The following is a 16,491-nucleotide window of genomic DNA, read 5'->3' on the forward strand; positions in this document are numbered from 1 at the left end:
AGGCTGCTCCTACAGGGGGGGGCGCTTGGCCGCAGATTCGGGTGGTTACCAACGGACGCGCCGCTGCCCTGTCGTTGCCTCCGGCCCCAGCCACTGCGCGCCGCGCAGCAGCGGGGTCAGGGCAGCATCGGGTTGCAGCGCGATGGCGATCTGGGCCTGTCGCCCCCGCACATCGGCATCCACGTCGAGCTGATGCTGCCCTGGCTGCAGCAACTGCCCCAACAGGTGCCAACCCCCGCGGCACTGCACCTCGACCCGGCCCTGCCCCAACCCCAGCGACCAGGGCTCACTCAGCGCCAAGTCCGTAACCGTGAGGCGCCCTTCGCTGGCCAGGCATTGCCGCCACGCACCCTGTACACGCAGCGAACCCTGCCACTGCCCGGCCAGGCGATACGCCGCCGGTACCGTCACCTGTGCCGCGGCCGGGCGCACTTCCCCCTCCCAGCGCCAGGGCCAACCGTGGACCTGCACGTGCCACGCCTGTCCCTGAAACCCCAGCGCACCCTGCCCTTGCAAACGCCAAGGCTGTAAGGCCCATTGCAACGGCCCGAACGGGCCGATCTGCTGCGCCTGCCCCTGCCACAGGCTGCCGCTCACACCCGCGGCCGGTACCCCGAAGCCACGCACCAGCCCGCTGGCGGGCAACTGCACCAGTAAGGTCACACTGAACACCAGCAGCAACCACGCCACTGCGCCCCGGCTCATGGCCGAAGTACCAGGTCGAAGCGCATACCCTGGGTGTCTTGCTCCAGCCCCCACTGCAAGGGCTGTGCGCCTTCGGCCTGCAGCGCACGTACCCAACCCAGCAAGGCCTGCTCATCGCCCACCTGACCGCGCAGGTGCCAGGCCTCGCCCTGCGTGACCACCTCCAGTAATTCGATCTGCCGCGCCTGAGCCGACTGGCGCAGACGCTCCAGGTTCAGCGTCGTACCGCCCTGCAAACCTACTGCCATTTGCGCCAGCGCCTGCCATTGGCTCAGCGCGCGCAATTGCGCCACGCCTTCACGTAGCAGCAGCACGCTCGACAGCAGCGCGATGAGGCACACGGCCAGCGGCAAACGGTGACGCTGCATCCACGCCGTGCTCATGCCGCCACCTCCAAGTCGAACACCACGGTTGGCGACGACTCGCCGCCACTGACCTGCACCTGAGCGCCCACCGCACTGGCCATCTCGCGCCAAGGCGGTGTGGCGCCCTCACCCTCCAGCCGCACATGCCAGCGCTGGCCATCAAAGTGCACCGCTTGCAGGCGCCAGCCGGGATGCTCACTCAGCCAGGCGTGCAAGCGCCCTTGTAAATCGTCGAGCTGACGCAGGCGCACTTGCTGCTGCAAGCCGGCCTCACGCAGGCGCTTGAGCGCCTGAGCAGCCTGCCTGGGGCCCGCCTGCTCACCCGTCACAGCAACCACCTGGGCTTTCCAGAGCTGGGCCTGGCGCCATTGCTGGGCCGCCCACACGCCGCCCCAGGTGCACGCCAACAGCAGGCAGGCAGCCATGAGCTGGCACTGCTGCCGCGTCGGCCCCGCCAACGTGCGACGCCGCCGCTGCTCGAACAGGCCAGGCAAGCTGTCCAGCGCTGCCAATGCTGTAGGCCACTGGCCTTCCAGAGGTAGCCTGCGTAATTGCGGCCAGGGTTCGACCAGCACCTCGCCCATGGCTTCAGGCCAGGCCAACCAATGCTCGCCAGCGTCTTCGCTCAGCCCCTTGAGCAGGCTGACCCCGTCTTGCTTGCGCCACCACCAGGCGGCCCCCGCCTCGGGTGCCGGCAGCAACTGGAATTCGGCCCAGCAACGCTCGGCCATCAGCCCCCACTCGGCGCATTGCCCGCGCCAATCGTCCAGGCGCTCGCGCGCCACCGCCAGTAACCGAACTTGCCCGGCCTCGCGCCCCAAATACCCGCACACCACCTCATCCGCGCTTTGCAGCAAGCGGTCTTCAAGCAGCAATGGCCATTCTTCACGCTTGAGCCCTGGCGGTGCGGGCAACTGGAAATGGCTACAGTGCTCGGCCGGCACGATCAACGCCACCCGTGCCTGCAGGTTCGCCGGCGGTTCGCCCTGCCCCTGGCGTAGCGCGACACCGCCCTCGACCAGTAACCAGTCCCAAGGGTTGCCAGGACGCACCAACAGCCAAGGTCGAGCCGGTGAGCGTCGACGCCAGTCAAGGTTCATGAGCGCCCCCAGGGAAGGACGAAGGTGCAGGCATACGGTGCTCCATCACGTTGCAATTCCAGGCGCACGCCACGGCCGGGGTGCGCGGGTTGATCGGAAGGCCAGGGCAGCCAGCGGCCACCCTGGTGGTAAAGGATGTTCATCGCGCTCACCCGCCCTAGCTGTTCACGCAGCACCCAGCGCGGCGCCGAGGCGGCATACAGGTCCGCCGAGGTTTCCAGCAGCAGGCGTTGCTCACGCGCCTCGAAGCGCAGACGCTGGCGCTGCAGACGCGACCCGCCTTCGGCTTCGGGAAGGCCTGTCGCCGCCACCCACAGCAGTTGGCCGCTCGCCGCTTGCCAGTCGAACCAACGGCTGGGCAAGGGCAATCGCTGGTCATACACCCGGCGCAGGACCGGGCTGTCGAAGCGCCGTTCCAGGGCCAGGCAGAAGTCCAGCACCGACGCCTCCTGGCTGCTCACCTGCAACCGCTCACGCACCTTCAGCCAGCCATTGACCAACGCTGCCAGCATGACGCCGAGCAGCGCGGTGAGGGCCAGGGCCACCATCAGTTCGATCAGGGTCAGGCCTGCCTGCTGCCGCTTCATGGGCGCTCCAGAAACACACTGTATTGGCCAAGCGGCAGCCGCTGGTCGCGGTCGCCGAACAGCAGCAGTTCACCCCTGCGCAGGTCACGCACGCCGGTGCGGCGCAGTTTCAGCTGCCAATGGCACACCTGGCCGCCTTGGCTCAGCTGCCCATCCACCTGATTGTGGGCCGGCCAGTACTGCTCGACGGTGAAACGGGCTTGCAGTTCGCGGGCGCAGAGCAGGCCAAGGCGGTGCTGTTGCAAGTTGTCCTGCACCGCCAGGCGCTGGCGCAGGACCTGGCTGGTGATGACCGCCAATACGGCGGCAATCGCCAGGGCCACGGTCACTTCCAGCAGGGTAAAACCACGCTGTTGGCGCTTCATGGCAGCGCCGCCGTCTGCAGGCGGCCGTCTCGGCTCCAGGCCCATTGCTGGCTGCCCTCGGCCCAGCGCCAGCGCACCGAACCCGGCTGCGCCCAACCTTGCGGGGTGAACAGAAGGCGCGGCTGCGGGCTGGCTGGCCAGTCGGGCTGCAAGCCCTTGGGCCACTCGCCCAGGCTGACCGGTTCGACGACCCAGCCATCGCGTTCACGCCGCACGAACTCCGGGCGCTGGCCGGTCCAGCGCAGCCCGCGTAACTGGCCGGCATGCCGTGCCTCGGCGGCCTGCACGTGAACTTGTGCAGCCAGCCGCTGCAAGGCCTGATCGACGCTGGCCTTGCCGCTGTCGAGCGACGCCACGGCGAGCCCCGTCATCAGGCCAGCGATGGCCAGTACCACCAGCAGTTCGATGAGGCTGAAGCCTTGTTGATGGGCTAATCGGACCGCTATGCGGCCCTTCGCGGGCAAGCCCGCTCCCACAGGTTCGGCACAGGTCTTCAGGCCTGTATGTATCCTGTAGGAGCGGGCTTGCCCGCGAAGGGCCACATCAGGCTTATCTAACATGCTTTACAGCGCCCAGTTACCCAGGTCGGCATCCTGGCCTTCGCCGCCCGGCACACCATCGGCGCCCAGCGAATAGACATCCACCCGGCCATGCTCACCCGGCATGCGGTACTGGTAAGGAGTACCCCACGGATCTTCCGGCAAGCGGCGCACATAACCATCGCTGCGCCACGAACGCGGCAGCGGCTCCTGGGCCGGTTTTTTCACCAGCGCAGCCAGGCCTTGTTCATTGCTCGGGAACCGCAGGTTATCCAGCCGATACATGTCCAGTGCCTGTTCGAGGGTGGCAAGGTCGGCCATCACCTTCTGCCGCATGGCTTTGTCTTGGTTGCCCAGCACGCTGGGAGCGACCACGGCGATCAGCAGGCCGATGATGAAGATCACCACCATGATCTCCATGAGGGTGAAACCACGCTGACGGTTACGACGATGCTGCATGGAAGTACTCCTTGTGTTCACAGTTGCAGGCCCTGGTTGAGTTGCATGATCGGCAGCAGCACCGCCAGCACGATGAACAGCACCACGGCGCCCATCACCAGGATCATCAGGGGTTCGAAAAGCGCCATGGCGGTGTCCACTTGGCGGGCGAAGCCGCGTTCCTGGTCGTCGGCGACGCGTTCGAGCATGTCAGCCAACGTGCCGCTGGCCTCGCCGCTGCCGACCATGTTCACCAGCAACGGCGGAAACTGTTGGCAGGCATCCAGCGCACGGTGCAGGCTGGTGCCGCCTTGCACCTGCTGGCGCACCTGTTCCATGGCCTGGCGAATGCGCCGGTTGGCGACCGTCTCGGTGGCCACCTGCAACGCTTCGAGCAGGGCTACGCCACTGCCGCTGAGAATCGCCAGGCTGCGCGCCAGGCGTGCGCTTTCCAGCACCTGCAGCAGGCTGCCGATACGTGGCAGGCGCAACAGCCATGCGTCTCGGCGCAGGCACCAATGCGGCTTGCGCAGCAGCCAGTTGGCGAGCAGCGCCCCTGCCAGCGCCAACCCCAGCAGCCACGGCCCGGCGTGCACCAGCCCTTGGCTCAGGCCGATCAGCACGGCGGTAATCAACGGCAGGCTCTGCCCGGCGTGGGCAAACTGTTCGGTGAGCTTGGGCACTACGAAAGTCATCAGGCCGACCACCACCGCCAGCGACACGCCCATCAGCACACAGGGGTAGATCAAGGCAGTACGCGCTTTGTGCTGTTGCCGTTGCACCTGCTCCAGGTGATCGGCCAGGCGCGTGAGCACCTGGGCCAGCCGCCCGGAGCGCTCACCGGCCTCGACCAGCGCACAGTACAGGCCACTGAACGGCGCCCCCTGGCGGGCCAGGCTACGCGCCAGCCCCAGGCCCTCGGCGAGCGAGCCGCGCAAGGCCACCAGCACGCTGTGCAAGGCCGGCTGGCGTAATTGCCGTTCGAGTGTGGCCAAGGCATCGACCAAGGGTATGCCCGCGCCAGTCAACGTCGCCAACTGGCGGGTCAATTCGCACAACTGTGCACGGCTCAAGCGCTGGCGGCGGGGTTGCCGGGTACCTGCCTCATGACGGTGCAACTGGCGGGCGAACAGGCCCTGCTCACGCAACAGTTGCCGTGCATGGCGCTCGCTGTCGGCCTGCAGGCTGGCCTTGTGGGCTTTGCCGGCCAGGTCGACGGCTTGATAACGATAAGTCGGCATGGCTCAGCCCTGCACCGCGCGCAGCACTTCGGCCAGGCTGGTTTCGCCCCGCGCCAGGCAATCACTGGCCATGGCCACCAGGCTGCGTCGACGATCGGCCAAGTAGTCCTGCATGGCTTGCTCACTGGCGCCGTCGTACAGCAGCGCGATCAGGCCGGCGTCCAGTTCGATGAATTCGTACAGGCCCAGGCGCCCGACATAACCGCTGCCCTGGCACAGCTCACACCCCACTGCGTGGTAACTGCTGCCCAATGCACACAGTTCAGGCCACAGGTCACGCTCGGCCGCTTGCAGCGGCTGCGCCACCGCGCACTGGCACAGCCGCCGCACCAGGCGCTGGGCCAACACACCGCGCAGGCACGAGGCAATCAGGAACGGTTCGATGCCCATGTCACGCAAGCGGGTCACCGCGCCCACCGCACTGTTGGTGTGCAGGGTCGACAGCACCAAGTGGCCGGTGAGGCTGGCCTGCACGGCTATCTGCGCGGTTTCCTGGTCGCGGATCTCACCCAGCATGATCACATCCGGGTCCTGGCGCAGGATGGCCCGCAGGCCCGTGGCGAATGTCAGCCCGGCGCGGGGGTTGATCGCGGTCTGGCCGATACCGGCGATGGCGTACTCCACCGGGTCTTCGACGGTGAGGATGTTGCGGCTGCCATCGTTGAGGCTGTTGAGGCTGGCGTACAGCGTGGTGGTCTTGCCCGAGCCGGTCGGGCCAGTGGACAGCACGATGCCATTGGGCCGCGCCAGGCAACTGCGCAGGCCATCGAGCACCGCTGCCGGCATGCCCAGGTTGTCCAGCGCCAGCAGGCTGGCCTGCTTGTCGAGCACACGCATCACCACGCGCTCGCCGTGGATGCCGGGCAAGGTCGACACCCGCACATCGACCTCACGCCCCGCCGCACGTAAGGTGATGCGGCCGTCCTGGGGCTGGCGTTTCTCGGCGATGTCCAGCCGCGCCATGACTTTGATCCGCGACACCAGCATCGCCGACAGCGCACGCGGCGGGCGCAGCACCTCGCGCAGGTGGCCGTCGACCCGCAGGCGCACCACCAGGCTCTGCTCGAAGGTCTCGATATGAATGTCCGAGGCACGCAGGCGCAAGGCCTGGCCGAACAGGCCATTGATCAGGCGGATGACCGGCGCCTCGTCATCGCTTTCGAGCAAGTCTTCGATGCGCGGCATCTCGCTCATCAGGCTGTCGAGGTCTACCTGGTCGCCAATGCCTTCGATCAGCGCTTCGGTGGCCGCATCGCCGCCCTGATAAAACTGGCCCAATTGCTCGTCGAATGCCGCAGGCTCCAGGTAGGCCAGCGCGCTGGGCTGACCATGCGCACGCAGCAGCTCCTGCAACTGGTCACTGTCGGCGTCGCGGCGCAGCCACAATTGCCAGCCGCTGTCGGTCGGGGTCATGGCCAGGCCGGTCTGGCGTGCCAGGCGATAGGGCAGCATCACCAGTCACCCCCTTCCAGGCGCGCTCGGCTGGCGGGGAACACCTGCAGCAGTGGCGTACCACCTTCTGCGCCCGCAAGGTTTGGCAGCTGAAGCGGGGTGGTCTGCTGCAAGGTGCGGTACTTGTTCTCGCTGAGCCCGGCCAGGCTCGGCCCGTCGCGCAGGATGCGCGGGCGGATGAAGACCATCAAGTTCTGCTTGGTGTTCTTGCTGGCGTCGGAGCGGAACAGGCGGCCCAGGTAAGGAATGTCCCCGAGCAGCGGCACCCGCTGGTTGCTGGTGCTCAACTCGTCGCTGATCAGCCCCCCCAGAATCACCAGGCCGTTGTCTTCGACCATGACCTTGGTCTTGATCTCGCGCTTGTTGGTGATCACATCGCTGGCGGCGCTGGAATCGGCAATCGACGAGACCTCCTGGACGATGTCCAGGCGCACGCTGTTGTCGACGTTGATCTGCGGCTTGATCCGCAGCTTGACCCCGACTTCCTTGCGCTCGATGGTTTGGTAAGGGTTGGCGTTGTTCTGTGTCACGGAGCCGGTGACGAAGGGCACTTCCTGGCCGACCAGGATCGACGCCTCGGCATTGTCCAGGGTAAGCAGGGTCGGGGTGGAGAGCAGGTTGAAACCGCTCTTGCCCTTGAGCGCATTGACCAGCATGGCAAAGTTGAAACCGCCCCCAAAATGGCCGATGCCCGCCGTGGCACCCGTGGTGGCCGACAGCAGTTTGCCCAGTGCCTCACTGTCTTCGCTGGCCGCAGCCCCCGCAATGTTGGCGATGTTCACCCCATTGCTGCCGAAGTTGACGATACCGGCACCGAACTTCTCGTCAGCGAACAACCACTGCACGCCCAGCTCTTGCGCACTGCTGTCGGAGACCTCGGCGATGATCGCCTCGACCACCACCTGGGCGCGGCGGATGTCCAGTTGCTCGACGATGGCGCGGTAGGCGGCCAGTTCGCTGTCGGGGCCGACCATGACCACGGCATTGGTGCCCTCTTCGTACTCCAGGCGGATGCCCGAGCTACTGGCGGCAGCCGTCACCGGCGGCTCTTTGCTCTCCCCTTCGCCTGTGCTTTGCGCCGGTGCCATGCCTTCCTGGCTGAGCCCGCGCAATACCTTCACCACTTCACTGGCATTGGCGTGGCGCAGGTACATGACTTGGGTGCTGGCGCTGCCCACTGCTTCGCTGGGGCGGTCGAGCTGGCGCAGCAGGCTGGCGATGCGTTCGAGGTTGCTGCGCCAGTCGGTAACCACCAACTGGTGCGCGGCCGGGTACGGGGTGATCACCCCTACCCGTGGGTCGACCAGGGGTTTGAGGATGCCAACCACTTGCTCGGTGGCCGCGTTGCGTAGATCGAATACCCGCGTGGCCACGCTGTCGCTGCCCGCGCCCTGCTGCCCGGCAGGCTCCACCGGCACCGGTTCCAGGCGCGCCGCCTGGTCGGGGACGATCTTCACGCTGCCATTGGGCAGGTCGACGGTGGCGTAACCCTGGGCGCGCAGCTGCGCCAGGAAGATGTCATAGATGGCATCGGCGTCGTGCAGGTCGACGGTGCGCACGGTGACCTTGCCCTTTACCCGGGGGTCGACGATGAACGTGGTGCCGGTGATGCGCGACACGCTGTCGATGAACTCGCCCAGTTCGGTGTCGACGAAGTTCACTTCGTACATCGGCGTGCCGTTGTCATCGAACACCGGCTCCTCGGCACTGGCCTGGGGTAAGGCCACGGCCAGGGCCAGGCTCAGCGCAGCCGCCACGCAGTATTTAACAGGCATCGTTCATCCTTGCCGCTTGAAGCCGGTCACGGCGGGGCGTGGCGGCCAGGGCAGGCGTTCGCGCCGCCCCTGGTTGTTGAAAATCAGGCCATCGGTGTCGATGTCCTGTAGCACGATCCCTGGCGCCAGGCGCTGGCCGCGGGCCAACGTGCGCACCTGCTGGCCGTAGCGCAGCACCACCACGCTGGCCGACAACGGCTGGGCCTTGAGGCCACCCAGGTAGTGCAGTGGCAAACGGGTAATGACGATCGCGCCGTCATCGACCGGCGCCTGCCAATGGCCGACCATCAACCCAGGCAACTGGGCTGCAGCCGCCTGGGCGGGGCTGGCCGGTTGTGGCTGGCGGCCCAGTTGCAGCACGCACTGCGCCGCCAGCCAACCGGCCAACGTCAGGCAGCCACCGGTGAGCAGCCGCGCGCCAAGGCTCACGAAGCCAACTGCCGTGGATGCCAGCCCGGGTGCCCCTGCACATAGCGCACCTCGGGCACCTGCAGCGGCGCCAGTTGCCAGTCGGCGCCTTGCCTCGTCAGCCAGGCTTCTACCCGCTGCCAAAGTGGCTCGCCGGCCTGCGACGCGAACTGCAGGCCAAAGGTGCGGCACAGCCCCTGGACCGGTTCCAGGCCGGTGATGCGCTTGCCTTGCGGGCTGTAGCTGACACCCCAGGCCTGGCCCTGCCAGCGCGGCAGGTCTTGGCTGTTGTCCAGCAGCAGCGGGTCGCCGAACAGCTGTTCGGCGGCATTTTCCAGCACTTGCTCCACCTGCCGGGCCGGGGCCTCGACCACCGGGGCCGGGTAGCCGCCGGTCAGGCTGATCAGGTGCTCGCGGGTGATCGCTGCACCTGCGGCCAATGGGCAGTCATAACGCAGGCCCGGCAGCAGCACAGGCAAATTGTTGTCATCGGCCAGGGCCTGGTGCAGCAGGCGGTCCCAGCTGCCGCCGCGGGTGTCACGCCGCCACAAGGCCTGGGGTGCCTTGGCCAGTGGTTGGTCGAGCCACGCCGCGTGGCCGGCGCGCTGTTGGTTCAGCTGTGCCTGAAATTGCCGGGCGCGCACCTGCGCAGCCGGGGAAAGCTGCTGTTCGAACGCTGGGAAGAAACGCCCCTCGAACTGCCATTGCCCGGCCACCTGTTGGCAACGCAGGCGAAACGCCCCGCTGCCCCGGCACCCGGCAAACAGCACCGGTACGCGGCGGCCGTTGGCCTGGGTGGCCTGCACGGGCGTCGGCCACAGGTCCTGGCCACGCGCACAGAGCAACACGTCGATTGCCGGCAGCCGTTCAGCCAGCCACAGCCCCGGCCCGGTGCCGACATCGGCCATGGCCACGACCAGGTCGGCTTCGCGCCGGGCCTGCTCGAATACCGGCAGCAAAGACTGGTACCACTGTTTGAGGGAGGCTTTCTGGTCTTGGGCGTAAGGGTCGGTCACGCCGACCACGGCAATCCGCGCACCGCCCCGCTCGAACAGGTGCAGTGCTTCAAGCCCCAGGGTTTCACGTTGTTCGTCGGCCAGCCCCGCGCCCAGCGTAATGGCAGCAGCCTGCCGGTAAAGCGCCGTGCTGCGCTGCGGCCAGAGCACACGCTCGTCACTGCTGACGCGTGCGTCGCTGCCCAGCAATTGGCTGCCCTGCACGCCGCTTTCACCCTGGGTCAGGTAGGCCAGGCCGCTGCCGTTCCAGCCTTGGCCGTTTTCCAGGGTCAGGCTGTTGCCCGCCCCGGCCTCGCCACGCAACTGCTCCAGCAATGCGGCCAGCACGGCGTAACCACCGAGGTTGGCGTGCGCGGCCTGGCTGGCATCCAGCAAGGGGGCCAAGTGCGGGAAGGCGATGCTGGCACTGGCACCGGTCATCCACGGCGCACGCCCCAGGTGGCTGACCGGCCCCAGGCGCGTTGCCGGGACAACGGCCAAGCCAGGCTGGCGGGCATCGAGGGTGTCGGCGACATACAGCAAATCCAGGTTGGCATTGCCACCACGTTGGCCTGGCAAGGCGGAACAGGCGCCGAGCAAGGGTGCCAAGGCACCGACGCCCATCCAGCTGATCACTTCGCGCCTGTTCACACTGCTTACCATCGAGCCCGCCATCCTTAACCAAGTTCACGTTGGGCTCCGGATGTTGCGGCGTTCGCATGACAGTTTGATGGCAGAAATCAGACAGCAATTCCGAATTGATCTGTCAGGGCCAAACGTAAGAACGAGTAGTTTTAAGCGCGCGTTCATATTTCTGCCAAGGAATCATCATACTTGCGCTCTAAAGTCGCGGTTTCCTCTAACTCAGCCAACATAAGGACACCCTGATGAGTCGAGATACCGGCGACAACCTGGACCGGAACCACAGCGGCAATCTGCCGATGGCCAGCGTCATGGACGCCTACCTGAGCCGCCGCAGCATCATGCGCGGCAGCCTGGGCGCCGCCATCGCCATGATCGCCGGGACCGGCCTGACAGGCTGCTTCGACGGTGATGGCGGTTCCGATCACGATGATCCTGTCACCGAACCACCGGTGACCGAGCCACCGGTAACCGAACCGGAAGTCCCGAAACTGGCACTGGGCTTCCAGTCCATCCCAGGCTCGCGCACCGATGCCTGTGTCGTCGCGGCAGGCTACAGCGCCTATGTGCTGGCGCCGTGGGGCACACCGCTGAACAGCAATGGCAACCCGTGGAAGTCCGATGGCAGCAACACCTCCACCGACCAGGCCAATGCCATGGGCATGCACCATGACGGCATGCACTTCTTCCCGATCAATGGCAGCTCCGAAGACGGCTTGCTGGCCATCAACTTCGAATACATCGACGCGGCAGCCCTGCACCCGGCCGGCCCGACCACTGACGTCAACGGCAAGCGCCCGGCCGAAGAAATCCGCAAAGAGATCAACGCCCACGGCGCCGGCGTGGTACGCCTGCAGAAAGTCAGCGGGCGCTGGCAGGTGGTCGACAACGACCCGCTGAACCGCCGCTTCACCACCGCCTCGCGCATGGAGATCACCGGCCCGCTGCGCGGCACCGACCACGTCAAGACCAAGTACTCCACGGGCGGCACCCACTGCCGCGGCACCAACAACAACTGCGGCAACGGCTACACCCCGTGGGGCACCTACCTGACCTGCGAAGAGAACTGGCCGGGCATCTTCGTCAACAAAGGCACACGCCCTGAAGACCAGCGCCGTATCGGCGTAGGCACCTCCAGCGGCCAGTACAAATGGGAAAGCGCCGCCGGTGACAGCACCGAGGTGAATGACGAATTCGCCCGTTTCGACGTAACGGTCAAAGGCGCCAGCGCCACCGACGACTACCGCAACGAAGCCAGCACCTATGGCTACATCGTCGAGATCGACCCGTACAACAACGCCACCCTGGCCACCAAGCGCACCGCGCTGGGCCGCTTCCGCCACGAAGGGTGCTGCCCAGGCCTGCCGGTGGCCGGCAAGCCGCTGGTCTGGTACATGGGCGACGACTCGAACAACGAGTACCTGTACAAGTTCGTCTCCACAGCCGTGTGGGACGCCGCTGACGCCAGCCCGGCCGACCGCCTGGCCACCGGTGCCAAGTACATGGACCAAGGCAAGCTCTATGTGGCCCGCTTCAATGCCGACGGCACCGGCGTGTGGCTGTTGCTCGACGTCGCCACCCCCACCACCGCCGGCAGCACCCTTGGCGCGCTGTACGGTGACCTGCCGGGCATCATCCTCAACACCCGGGGTGCTGGCGATGCCGTGGGCGCGACCCCGATGGACCGCCCAGAATGGACCACGGTCAACCCGCTCAATGGCGATGTCTACCTGACCCTGACCAACAACAGCGCGCGTACGCCAGAGAAAGTCGACGCGGCCAACCCGCGTGGCCCGAACCGCCACGGCCACATCATTCGCTGGCACGACAGCGACGACCAGTTGAGCTTCACCTGGGACATCTTCGTGTTTGGCGCCAATGCCGCCGGGACCGCCGACATCAACCGCTCTGGCCTGACCGAACTGAACCAGTTCGCCAGCCCTGACGGCATGAGCTTCGATAGCCGTGGCGTGTTGTGGTTCGAGACCGACAACGGTGAAACCACGCTGACCGACTACACCAATGACCAGCTGCTGGCGGTAATCCCCACTGACCTGGTAGATGCCACGGGCAAGCAGGTGCCGGTCAACGCGCAGAACCAGGTGGACTTGCGGCGCTTCTTTGTCGGGCCGAACGGTTGCGAGGTGACGGGCATTGCCTTCAGCCCGGACAACAAGTCGATGTTCGTCAACATCCAGCACCCGGAGAATTGGCCGTATACCGACAAGGCGACCGATGCGACCCCGGCTGGGGCTACGGTAAGGCCGCGGGCTTCGACGGTGGTGATTCAGCGTGATGATGGCGGGGAGATCGGGACGGTCTGATCGAAAGGCTTTCCGTAGACTCAGTTGAGCCAGGCAGGTAACTCGGTGGATGCTTATTCCGTTTCGAGTTACCTGCGCAGGCCAAAAAGCGTCTGGACCCAACACCTGGTAATTCTGTCAGTAGACCGAGAGAGGGAAATGCCCGAATCTTCGGACATCCCATACTTCATGGCAGGTTCATCATGCTTTCTCACGGCCCTCTGTCACGTACTCATAAACTGTTTTATCAGAACGGCGCACTCTCGACCGAGACAGGCCCCTGCACAACGCGCTACTTTGCCAGTGAGGCAGGCGTCGTGGCACAGTGCACGCCAGGCGCTAGCACCTCGCTTTACAGGGTTGATCAACTCATGACTGTGCTGGGGACCACCGACGGGCCTCATCAACAGCGCTTCACTGTTTACGGTTTTCCTGCCCCAGACAGTTTCAACACACCACTAGGCTTTACCGGGCAACGATTTAATGCAATGTCGGGATGTTACCCACTGGGCCATGGTCATCGTTGGTTCAATCCAAGGGTGATGCGGTTCGGCCAATCTGACTCGTTATCACCTTTCGGTAAAGGCGGCGTTAATAGCTATGCATACTGCCAAAATGACCCTGTCAATAGGCTGGATCCCAACGGACGAATCTGGCACTTGATACGTCGTGCAGGGAACTGGTTTCTGCAAAATATTTACCCCGCGCCTGGAGCATCACCAACTGTAAGGCCTTTACTAGACGATATCGATGGTGCCGGCCCCACGCCTCCAATCTCTAAAACGGTAATAAATATGGTGCACCCGAACTTATATGACGCCTTAGCAAACCGCATCTCTGGTTTTAGACATATGACAGAGACTGTTGACCGCAAAATTATAGATGTGCACGCCACTTATCATTGGGGCATTAACGTTATCGCCAAGTGGCCCCCAGTAACTGTTGCGAGCATAACAGTGCTCGCTGGTATCGGCCTCCATGCTTTTGCGGGAAGTCAAATTTCTGCTATATGGGCGGGCCCACGCTCTGTGGTGACAATTGACTTAGCCAGCACGCCTGACCCCTTGGGAGCAATGAGGATTGCCAGAGGTGAGTGATAAGATTTTAAACCATCTTTTCAAGGATGTTCCGCTTACCAAATCATCGGCTCCCGACTACGCACCCGCACCTGCTGCGCCGGCACCCGTGCATGCCACTGCACCACCCCCAGCGCCTCCACCTGAAACGCGCTGCGCATCACCCGCCCCTCTTCTTCGAACGACAGTTGCAACAGAAAATGCCCACTGTTCAGCAGCAACCCTTCGCTCAACCGTTCGAACGTCTCGTCATCCACCGCCCCCAACGCCTTGCGCAGCGCAGCGGCATCCACATACCCCGACGCCGGCCGGCCACTGATGATGCGGCTGAGCAGCGCGCGTGGGTAGCGCCCCTCGTATAACGCTTCGAGCATGGGCAGATGCTCCAGGCCCAAGGCATTGGCGTTCAAACGCCAGCCAGTGGTTTGCGGCAAAGCGCACAGCATTGGGTAGCGGCCCTGGCGCGTGGCATCTGGCTCCAGCAGCAAGTTCAGCTCGCTGGTGTCGAGCATCGGTTGGTTGGCCGCCAGGCGCGCGGGTTGCTGGCGCAGGTATTGGGCACTTTCAGCCCCTTGCAGGCGAGTATCGCTGTCATTGTCCAGCCAATCGGCCAGGGCATCGACCAGGCGTTCTGCCGCCATGTCGTCGCCCAGCAGGCGGCGCAACTGGCGCTCGGCCCGCTCACCGTCGGCACCGAGCAATGCGTTGACGTTGAAGCACGTGTGCTGGTCGCGCACCCGCAGTTGCGCCTGGCCTGCGCCAAAATCGTAGTTCAGCGGTTGCCCGCGCAAGGCCTGCCAGAACAACGGGCTCAGCCGCCAGGCCGGGTCGCGCAGCGCCTGCTCGGCATAGGCCAGGCCGGCCTGTTCCATGGCCCTGACCTGCACCCGCTGGTGCAACAAGCGCACTTCATCAACCTGGCGCCGGCCATCTTCCACCAGCCAGGCCATACCGGCGGCGAGCATCGCCAACACCAGCATCACCATCAGCAGGGCCGCGCCGTGCTGTCGTTTACCACCCATCTGCACCCGCCTCTCATGGCCAGTAAAAGCGCCAGTCAACACGCCGGTTGTTGCAGGTAGATGGCAAGGGTGCGTTCCGTCATGTTCACGTCATCTGCACGAGGCAGGATTACCCTTCCTTTTCATGGCCTTACAGGAGTAGTCGCAATGGGTGGCATTGGAATCTGGCAACTGGTGATCGTACTGATGATCGTATTCCTGCTGTTTGGCACCAAGCGCCTCAAGGGCCTGGGCAGCGATGTTGGCGAGGCGATCCAGGGGTTTCGCAAGTCCATGGGCGGTGACAACGACGTCACCCCGCCCGGCACCGCCCAGGTGCAGCAACAGGCGCCGTTGACCGGCCAGGCAACGCCCCAGCCGCAAGCGGACCGTCAGGCCTGATGTTCGAGGTAGGCTTCAGCGAATTGCTGCTGGTCGGCATCGTCGCACTGCTGGTGCTGGGCCCCGAGCGGCTGCCCGTTGCGGCACGCACGCTTGGGCGCGGCCTCGGCCAGGCGCGCAGGGCCATGCAGGGCCTGCGCGCACAGATGGAGCGCGAGATCGAGTTGCCCAACTTCGACAGCGCGCCCCTGCAGCGCCTGGAACAGGAAATGCGCCAGGGCATCAGCCTTGCCGCACCACCGGCCAATGACCCGGCAACCGTCGCTGCACCCAGGGAGAATGCCTCATGAGCCTTGCCATGGACCCTGCGGCAGGCATGCCGCTGACCGAGCACCTGCGCGAACTGCGCAAGCGCCTGGTGCGTTGCCTGGGGCTGGTCGCGCTGGTGTTCGCCGGCCTGTTCCCCTTCGCCCAGACGCTCTACACACTGATCTCGGAGCCACTGCGCCGCTTCCTGCCAGAGGGCGCCAGCATGATCGCGACCAGTGTCACTTCACCGTTTCTGACACCCTTCAAGCTGACCGCGATGTGCGCGCTGTTCGTCGCCATGCCGCTGTTGTTGCACCAGGCCTGGGGGTTTCTGGCGCCGGGGCTGTACCGCCGGGAACGGCGCATTGCCCTGCCGCTGCTGGTGTCGAGCATTCTGCTGTTCTATGCCGGCATGGCGTTCGCGTTCTTTCTGGTGTTCCCGATGATGTTCGGCTTTTTCGCCAGCGTCACGCCCGATGGGGTGGCGATGATGACCGACATCAGCCAGTACCTGGACTTCATCATGGCGCTGTTCCTGGCATTCGGGCTGGCGTTCGAGATCCCGGTGGCGACGTTCATCGTGGTCTGGGTGGGGTTGGCGGATGTGGCGACACTGCGCCGTAGCCGGCCCTACGTGATCGTCGGGTGCTTTGTGGTGGGGATGATTCTGACGCCGCCGGACGTGTTTTCGCAGACGATGCTGGCGGTGCCGATGTGGGTGCTGTTCGAGGTGGGGTTGTTGGCGTGTAGCGGGTTGAAACGGCCTGAGCCTGGCAATGAAGTTGTGGCGGGATTATAGGGCCTCTTCGCGGGCAAGCCCGCTCCCACAGGGATATCACAAGCTTCAG

At 65.2% G+C, this 16,491-nt stretch carries 18 protein-coding genes; 5 read left to right on the forward strand and 13 right to left on the reverse strand.

Annotated features, from left to right (window positions below):
- Positions 1 to 45 precede the first annotated feature (45 nt).
- The 12 genes from gspN to AC5PZ0_RS16220 all read right to left on the reverse strand — a co-directional run bounded on the left by gspN (position 46) and on the right by AC5PZ0_RS16220 (position 10,633).
- The gene (gene gspN, locus AC5PZ0_RS16165) at positions 46 to 705 is read right to left on the reverse strand and encodes a type II secretion system protein N (RefSeq protein ID WP_493855328.1); all 660 of its coding nucleotides are present in this window, start codon (positions 703 to 705) and stop codon (positions 46 to 48) included.
- Positions 702 to 1,088, reverse strand: a complete 387-nt coding sequence (gspM, locus tag AC5PZ0_RS16170) for a type II secretion system protein GspM (RefSeq protein WP_493855329.1) — start codon at positions 1,086 to 1,088, stop codon at positions 702 to 704. The genes gspN and gspM overlap by 4 nt, the downstream gene beginning before the upstream one ends.
- Complete coding sequence (gene gspL, locus AC5PZ0_RS16175; protein WP_493855330.1) at positions 1,085 to 2,170, reverse strand: type II secretion system protein GspL; 1,086 nt, start codon at positions 2,168 to 2,170, stop codon at positions 1,085 to 1,087. Before gspL ends, gspM begins: the two co-directional genes overlap by 4 nt.
- A complete protein-coding gene (locus tag AC5PZ0_RS16180; RefSeq protein WP_258703685.1) occupies positions 2,167 to 2,757 on the reverse strand; it encodes a PulJ/GspJ family protein in 591 nt (196 codons plus the stop codon). Before AC5PZ0_RS16180 ends, gspL begins: the two co-directional genes overlap by 4 nt.
- Complete coding sequence (locus tag AC5PZ0_RS16185) at positions 2,754 to 3,122, reverse strand: type II secretion system protein GspI (RefSeq protein WP_265969749.1); 369 nt, start codon at positions 3,120 to 3,122, stop codon at positions 2,754 to 2,756. Before AC5PZ0_RS16185 ends, AC5PZ0_RS16180 begins: the two co-directional genes overlap by 4 nt.
- Positions 3,119 to 3,586: a type II secretion system minor pseudopilin GspH gene (gspH, locus tag AC5PZ0_RS16190; RefSeq protein WP_493855331.1), complete on the reverse strand. Its 468-nt coding sequence runs from the start codon at positions 3,584 to 3,586 to the stop codon at positions 3,119 to 3,121. Before gspH ends, AC5PZ0_RS16185 begins: the two co-directional genes overlap by 4 nt.
- A 99-nt stretch (positions 3,587 to 3,685) precedes the next feature.
- Positions 3,686 to 4,120: a type II secretion system major pseudopilin GspG gene (gene gspG, locus AC5PZ0_RS16195; protein WP_027595700.1), complete on the reverse strand. Its 435-nt coding sequence runs from the start codon at positions 4,118 to 4,120 to the stop codon at positions 3,686 to 3,688.
- A 17-nt stretch (positions 4,121 to 4,137) separates the two neighbouring features.
- Positions 4,138 to 5,340 (reverse strand): type II secretion system inner membrane protein GspF, encoded by a 1,203-nt coding sequence (gene gspF / locus AC5PZ0_RS16200; protein WP_099428446.1) that lies wholly within the window; start codon positions 5,338 to 5,340, stop codon positions 4,138 to 4,140.
- 3 nt (positions 5,341 to 5,343) lie between these two features.
- Entirely contained in the window at positions 5,344 to 6,792 is a 1,449-nt protein-coding gene (locus AC5PZ0_RS16205) for a GspE/PulE family protein (RefSeq protein WP_493855385.1), read from the reverse strand.
- Positions 6,792 to 8,567 carry a type II secretion system secretin GspD gene (gspD, locus tag AC5PZ0_RS16210; RefSeq protein ID WP_172960341.1) on the reverse strand — a complete coding sequence of 592 codons (1,776 nt, stop codon included), beginning with the start codon at positions 8,565 to 8,567 and terminating at the stop codon, positions 6,792 to 6,794. Before gspD ends, AC5PZ0_RS16205 begins: the two co-directional genes overlap by 1 nt.
- Positions 8,568 to 8,570: 3 nt before the next feature.
- Positions 8,571 to 8,996, reverse strand: coding sequence for a pilus assembly protein PilZ (locus AC5PZ0_RS16215; RefSeq protein WP_186675786.1), 426 nt, complete (start codon positions 8,994 to 8,996; stop codon positions 8,571 to 8,573).
- The gene (locus AC5PZ0_RS16220; protein ID WP_493855332.1) at positions 8,993 to 10,633 is read right to left on the reverse strand and encodes a bifunctional UDP-sugar hydrolase/5'-nucleotidase; all 1,641 of its coding nucleotides are present in this window, start codon (positions 10,631 to 10,633) and stop codon (positions 8,993 to 8,995) included. The genes AC5PZ0_RS16215 and AC5PZ0_RS16220 overlap by 4 nt, the downstream gene beginning before the upstream one ends.
- A 224-nt stretch (positions 10,634 to 10,857) precedes the next feature.
- On the opposite strand from AC5PZ0_RS16220, the gene AC5PZ0_RS16225 reads away from it, so the two are divergent.
- Positions 10,858 to 12,936 carry a PhoX family protein gene (locus AC5PZ0_RS16225; protein ID WP_274884250.1) on the forward strand — a complete coding sequence of 693 codons (2,079 nt, stop codon included), beginning with the start codon at positions 10,858 to 10,860 and terminating at the stop codon, positions 12,934 to 12,936.
- 350 nt (positions 12,937 to 13,286) lie between these two features.
- Positions 13,287 to 14,012, forward strand: a complete 726-nt coding sequence (locus AC5PZ0_RS16230) for an RHS repeat-associated core domain-containing protein (RefSeq protein WP_493855333.1) — start codon at positions 13,287 to 13,289, stop codon at positions 14,010 to 14,012.
- A gap of 35 nt (positions 14,013 to 14,047) precedes the next feature.
- Here AC5PZ0_RS16230 and gspK read toward each other — a convergent pair whose 3' ends face one another.
- A complete protein-coding gene (gene gspK / locus AC5PZ0_RS16235) occupies positions 14,048 to 15,013 on the reverse strand; it encodes a type II secretion system minor pseudopilin GspK (RefSeq protein WP_265969755.1) in 966 nt (321 codons plus the stop codon).
- A 147-nt stretch (positions 15,014 to 15,160) separates the two neighbouring features.
- On the opposite strand from gspK, the gene tatA reads away from it, so the two are divergent.
- Genes tatA through tatC form a run of 3 tightly spaced genes read left to right on the forward strand, consistent with a single transcriptional unit; the run spans position 15,161 to position 16,442 of the window.
- The gene (gene tatA, locus AC5PZ0_RS16240; protein ID WP_099428441.1) at positions 15,161 to 15,394 is read left to right on the forward strand and encodes a twin-arginine translocase TatA/TatE family subunit; all 234 of its coding nucleotides are present in this window, start codon (positions 15,161 to 15,163) and stop codon (positions 15,392 to 15,394) included.
- Complete coding sequence (gene tatB, locus AC5PZ0_RS16245) at positions 15,394 to 15,684, forward strand: Sec-independent protein translocase protein TatB (protein ID WP_186675777.1); 291 nt, start codon at positions 15,394 to 15,396, stop codon at positions 15,682 to 15,684. The genes tatA and tatB overlap by 1 nt, the downstream gene beginning before the upstream one ends.
- Positions 15,681 to 16,442 carry a twin-arginine translocase subunit TatC gene (gene tatC / locus AC5PZ0_RS16250; RefSeq protein WP_027595690.1) on the forward strand — a complete coding sequence of 254 codons (762 nt, stop codon included), beginning with the start codon at positions 15,681 to 15,683 and terminating at the stop codon, positions 16,440 to 16,442. The genes tatB and tatC overlap by 4 nt, the downstream gene beginning before the upstream one ends.
- Positions 16,443 to 16,491: the final 49 nt, after the last annotated feature.

Source organism: Pseudomonas sp. 5.2 (assembly GCF_059025405.1).

What these genes read in the sequence shown, in the direction of transcription:
- AC5PZ0_RS16185 (WP_265969749.1), bottom strand. Translation starts at nt 3,122, where the DNA reads ATGAAGCGCCAACAGCGTGGTTTTACCCTGCTGGAAGTGACCGTGGCC.
- AC5PZ0_RS16225 (WP_274884250.1), top strand. Translation starts at nt 10,858, where the DNA reads ATGAGTCGAGATACCGGCGACAACCTGGACCGGAACCACAGCGGCAAT.
- AC5PZ0_RS16220 (WP_493855332.1), bottom strand. Translation starts at nt 10,633, where the DNA reads ATGGTAAGCAGTGTGAACAGGCGCGAAGTGATCAGCTGGATGGGCGTC.
- tatC (WP_027595690.1), top strand. Translation starts at nt 15,681, where the DNA reads ATGAGCCTTGCCATGGACCCTGCGGCAGGCATGCCGCTGACCGAGCAC.
- tatB (WP_186675777.1), top strand. Translation starts at nt 15,394, where the DNA reads ATGTTCGAGGTAGGCTTCAGCGAATTGCTGCTGGTCGGCATCGTCGCA.
- AC5PZ0_RS16230 (WP_493855333.1), top strand. Translation starts at nt 13,287, where the DNA reads ATGACTGTGCTGGGGACCACCGACGGGCCTCATCAACAGCGCTTCACT.
- AC5PZ0_RS16180 (WP_258703685.1), bottom strand. Translation starts at nt 2,757, where the DNA reads ATGAAGCGGCAGCAGGCAGGCCTGACCCTGATCGAACTGATGGTGGCC.
- gspK (WP_265969755.1), bottom strand. Translation starts at nt 15,013, where the DNA reads ATGGGTGGTAAACGACAGCACGGCGCGGCCCTGCTGATGGTGATGCTG.
- gspM (WP_493855329.1), bottom strand. Translation starts at nt 1,088, where the DNA reads ATGAGCACGGCGTGGATGCAGCGTCACCGTTTGCCGCTGGCCGTGTGC.
- gspD (WP_172960341.1), bottom strand. Translation starts at nt 8,567, where the DNA reads ATGCCTGTTAAATACTGCGTGGCGGCTGCGCTGAGCCTGGCCCTGGCC.
- gspL (WP_493855330.1), bottom strand. Translation starts at nt 2,170, where the DNA reads ATGAACCTTGACTGGCGTCGACGCTCACCGGCTCGACCTTGGCTGTTG.
- gspF (WP_099428446.1), bottom strand. Translation starts at nt 5,340, where the DNA reads ATGCCGACTTATCGTTATCAAGCCGTCGACCTGGCCGGCAAAGCCCAC.
- tatA (WP_099428441.1), top strand. Translation starts at nt 15,161, where the DNA reads ATGGGTGGCATTGGAATCTGGCAACTGGTGATCGTACTGATGATCGTA.
- gspG (WP_027595700.1), bottom strand. Translation starts at nt 4,120, where the DNA reads ATGCAGCATCGTCGTAACCGTCAGCGTGGTTTCACCCTCATGGAGATC.
- gspN (WP_493855328.1), bottom strand. Translation starts at nt 705, where the DNA reads ATGAGCCGGGGCGCAGTGGCGTGGTTGCTGCTGGTGTTCAGTGTGACC.
- AC5PZ0_RS16205 (WP_493855385.1), bottom strand. Translation starts at nt 6,792, where the DNA reads ATGCTGCCCTATCGCCTGGCACGCCAGACCGGCCTGGCCATGACCCCG.